This is a genomic window from Pseudorhodoplanes sp. (genome assembly GCF_050250235.1).
In the GTDB taxonomy this organism is placed as follows: Bacteria; Pseudomonadota; Alphaproteobacteria; order Rhizobiales; family Xanthobacteraceae; genus Pseudorhodoplanes.
The window spans coordinates 1-3,736 of the sequence record NZ_JBFWPA010000291.1 but is presented as its reverse complement, the minus strand read 5'-3'; the positions used below and the strand labels follow the sequence as shown (position 1 = coordinate 3,736).

Sequence of the window (3,736 nt, the reverse complement as noted above, 5' to 3'; positions counted from 1 at the left end):
ACGACGCTCTTCCGATCTGCAAGAACCTCAGCACCCTCATCATGGAAGCGGCACACGGTCAGGTGACGGCGACCATTGATGGCAAGAAGCGCAAGATTTCGAAGGTGCAGGCTACCACCATGCAGCTGGCAACCAAAGCCGCGGCAGGCGACCCCAAGGCCATGCTCAAATTTCTTGATTGGGTCGACGAAATCGAAGCACGCGCGGCCGCCGCGCGGCCCAGCCAGTACCCTGTATCCCCTGCGGATATTGAGGTCATCCGGGCAGTCCACGACCGCCTTTGGAAGTACAGCCGGGATCCGTTCGACCGATGAAACGCTCAGTTGGAGACATGGTCGCCGAAATCTATCGGAAAGATTTTAATGCGTTCACGCATCGCTCTATTTTGGAACTGAACCCGCACGCTGAGTTCCATTATAATTGGCATCACGAATTCATCGCCAATTCCCTGCTAGAGGTCTATCTCGGTCTATGCCCGCGGCTGATCCTAAACGTCCCTCCGCGCCATCTAAAATCGTTTGCGGCTTCAGTGGCTTTTCCGGCTTGGGTGCTAGGCCATCGGCCATGGGCCCAGCTCTTGTCTGTGACTTACGGTCAGGAGCTTTCCGATGCCTTGGCACGGAATTCGCGGCGTCTGATGACAAGCCCCTTTTACCAATCACTTTTCGACACGAGGCTGGCACGCGGCCGGGAAGCTGTTTTTGACTTCGAGACAACCCAAGGCGGCGTTCGGCTTTCGACTTCAGTCGGAGGCACCCTTACCGGCCGCGGCGCAGATATCATTATCATCGATGACGCGCTCAAGGCAGACGACGCCCTGTCCGACGTCCGACGCACTGCCGTAAACGATTGGTATGACAACACTCTCCGCAGCCGGTTGAACAACCAGGAAGCGGGTTCGATCGTTATCGTGCAACAAAGACTACATGCCGACGACCTTGTGGCCCACGTGCAAGAGCGCGAGGACCGCTGGCGCGTTTTGTCATTCCCAGCGATAGCAGAGGAGGACGATTAGATGTTGGTTCGGACCCCGTACGGCTCACTAGACGTTCGCCGCAAGAAAGGTGACGTCCTGCAACCAAATCTTGTGTCACGCGAAACCTTGGAGGGCTTGAGAGCAGCTTCAGCGTATAACTTTGCCGCTCAGTTTCAGCAAAATCCTGAGCCGGAATCCGGCTTCATCGTTCAACGTCCCTGGCTGAAATTTTATACGCCGGAGGAGACGCCGGCACGCTTCGACATGGTCATACAGGCTTGGGACACCGCCAACAAGGACACTGAGCTTGCAAACTACAGCGTCTGCACGACCTGGGGCCTGACTAGCAGCAGAGTGTATCTGCTCGACGTCTTCCGCGAAAAATTGGAATTTCCTGACCTCAAGAGAGCGGTCAAGCGGCTGGCACGCCAGCATAAGGCGCGGTTCGTGTTGGTTGAGGACAAGGCCTCTGGAACGCCACTAATTCAGGAATTGCGCGCCGAACAATTTAGCATCGTGCGGCCGGCGCCCTCCCTAGGCGGCGATAAAATCATGCGGTTGCGTTCGCAAACGGCAAAGATTGAGGGCGGTTTCGTATTGTTTCCAAAAGAAGCACCTTGGCTCGCCGTCTATCTTCACGAGCTGCTCTCGTTTCCAAATAGCAAATATGACGATCAAGTCGATTCCACCGTATTTGCGCTGGCCTGGATCACGGAGGATCCGAGATGGACCGGCTGGACAGAGGAATCGATTGCCGGGCTGGAAAGGTTTACGAACGACCTTTGGTGGCAAGCGCAATTTTGGACACTGGCCAGACGCTGATCCTGTTCGTTCTGGAAGATCACTGTGCTGCCGCGGGCACCCCACCCCTGCGTCGGAGAGCCATGAAACGGTGTTCCGGTCGTCATCGAAGGCCAGCCGGAGCCGGCGGCAACTTTAGAACTGCGCGACTGCGGGAGAATTTTGGCTCTGTGCTGAAGAGATATAAACTCTCTCGGAAGCTTCTTCTCGACGATCATATCGATCCGGTCGTACGCCGGGCTCAAGATCGACCCTGCTAAGATACGCCGTCAGGTTAAACAGCACACGCGACCGCGTGGCGTGCCAGCCGCAAAGACCAAACCTGATCGCGTTGCTCCTGTCGTCGTTCGGAAGCCGTCCCATCCAAGTCGGGAGCACATCCGCGACCGCATCACACGGGCGGATGAACGGCCACGACGAGCCTGTGCGTTAACTTTGGTTGTTGGCCGAGTGCCACAATAAGCATAACGTTGGAGAAGGCTAAGCAACCGCAGCCGAAAGACGAATGCGACATTTTTGCCGCTCTTTCTACTCATATTCGGTCTACATAGCGGCAAGTAATTGTCGGCCGCAACGCAAGAAGCGAGGATCAAGATGAAGAGGATTGTCGCGTCGACAGATTTTTCAACCCGCTCTAACCGCGCGCTGCGGCAGGCAGGCCTGTTGGCACAGCCGATAGGCGCGCAGTTGCATGTTTTGCACGTCGTCGATGACGATCAGCCTGATGAACTCATCGCCTTAGAAAAGCGGGAAGCAGAACGCATTATCGATGAGCAGTTGCGCTCGATGCCCGAATTGCAAAACGTGCGCGCTCAGGCTCTAGTCAAAACAGGAAACCCCTTCGATGGCATTTTAAAGACTGCAATCGAAATCGACGCGGATCTTGTTGTGATGGGAAGTCACCGAAAACGGCAACTGCTCGATATATTTGTTGGCACCACAATTGAGCGCGTCATACGCAAAGCAGCCTTCCCTGTTCTCATGGTCAATAACGAAGCTCAACGGCAATACGAGCGAGTTATGGCGCCCGTTGATATGACAGACATTTCGGCAAACGCTCTTCGCGTCGCGGTGGCCTCAGGTCTAATCGGAGATGCTGGCGCCACTTTAGTTCACGCATTTGTAGCACTGGCACGGGGAAAAATGTTCATTGCTAATGCGGATAAATCGGATATCAACCGATACGTCGCGAGCGAGCGTCAGCGAGCTATCGATGAATTGGCCGCATTTCTTGTGACTAATAATTTTAACACAAGACAATGGTCTCTGCGCGTCGAAGAAGGCGATCCCTCTGAAGTCATTTCGCGTTCGGTTTCGGCGATCACGCCCGATCTGCTGGTCATGGGCACCCAAGGCCGCACCGGCTTTTTGAAGCTTCTAATTGGTAGTGTGACTGAAGAAGCTCTAAGATCTTTGAGTGTCGACATTCTCACCGTGCCTCCGCCAAGGTAATTGCGCCCATATTGCACGCAAGAGTTCTAACAAGGCTGACTGGCATGACCGCGCTTTTGACTGCCGACACTTTGGTTTTGTTGGCTCTAATCCTTCTACTTGCAGCGGTTGCAGCGATCGGACTTATACGAGCGCGCAAGCGTGAAAGTGGTATCCGATGATCTCTACTTTCACGCTATCTGTAGGATGACCTCGCTTCGTCTCGTGAGTTTGCGAGTCGCTTCGCCTCAGATCGACCGTCGACCCGGTTGCCTCGAAATTCGGACCGGCCCGTTCCGCGGACGCTCCCGTACGAGGTGGACGATACCCGCCACCCTGTCCACCGGAACGATGGAGGCAAGTCCGTAAGCCGGCGGCGTCGCGTCCAGCCCATTAGCGAGCAGCTTCCTACTGGTGCGCACTCGGCGGTTTCTCGTCAACACGAAACCAGCATCCGGCAATGACGTTTTGCGGCGAAAGGGGGCTTATCTCGACGTTCGCGCAGAGTCGGCTTTCCGTCGCGTGACT

At 55.4% G+C, this 3,736-nt stretch carries 4 protein-coding genes; all 4 read left to right on the top strand.

From position 1 onward, the window contains the following. A partial coding sequence (locus tag AB7F49_RS38895) for a DUF5681 domain-containing protein (protein WP_428533227.1) occupies nucleotides 1-314 on the top strand: 314 nt, incomplete at its 5' end. Next, on the top strand, nucleotides 311-1,015 hold the full coding sequence (locus AB7F49_RS38890; protein ID WP_428533224.1) for a hypothetical protein: 705 nt from the start codon (nucleotides 311-313) through the stop codon (nucleotides 1,013-1,015). The genes AB7F49_RS38895 and AB7F49_RS38890, both read left to right, overlap by 4 nt. After that, nucleotides 1,016-1,798, top strand: a complete 783-nt coding sequence (gene terL / locus AB7F49_RS38885) for a phage terminase large subunit (RefSeq protein ID WP_428533221.1) — start codon at nucleotides 1,016-1,018, stop codon at nucleotides 1,796-1,798. 573 nt (nucleotides 1,799-2,371) lie between these two features. Further along, nucleotides 2,372-3,229 carry a universal stress protein gene (locus AB7F49_RS38880; RefSeq protein ID WP_428533218.1) on the top strand — a complete coding sequence of 286 codons (858 nt, stop codon included), beginning with the start codon at nucleotides 2,372-2,374 and terminating at the stop codon, nucleotides 3,227-3,229. Nucleotides 3,230-3,736: the final 507 nt, after the last annotated feature.

What these genes read in the sequence shown, in the direction of transcription:
- AB7F49_RS38890 (WP_428533224.1), top strand. Translation starts at nt 311, where the DNA reads ATGAAACGCTCAGTTGGAGACATGGTCGCCGAAATCTATCGGAAAGAT.
- terL (WP_428533221.1), top strand. Translation starts at nt 1,016, where the DNA reads ATGTTGGTTCGGACCCCGTACGGCTCACTAGACGTTCGCCGCAAGAAA.
- AB7F49_RS38880 (WP_428533218.1), top strand. Translation starts at nt 2,372, where the DNA reads ATGAAGAGGATTGTCGCGTCGACAGATTTTTCAACCCGCTCTAACCGC.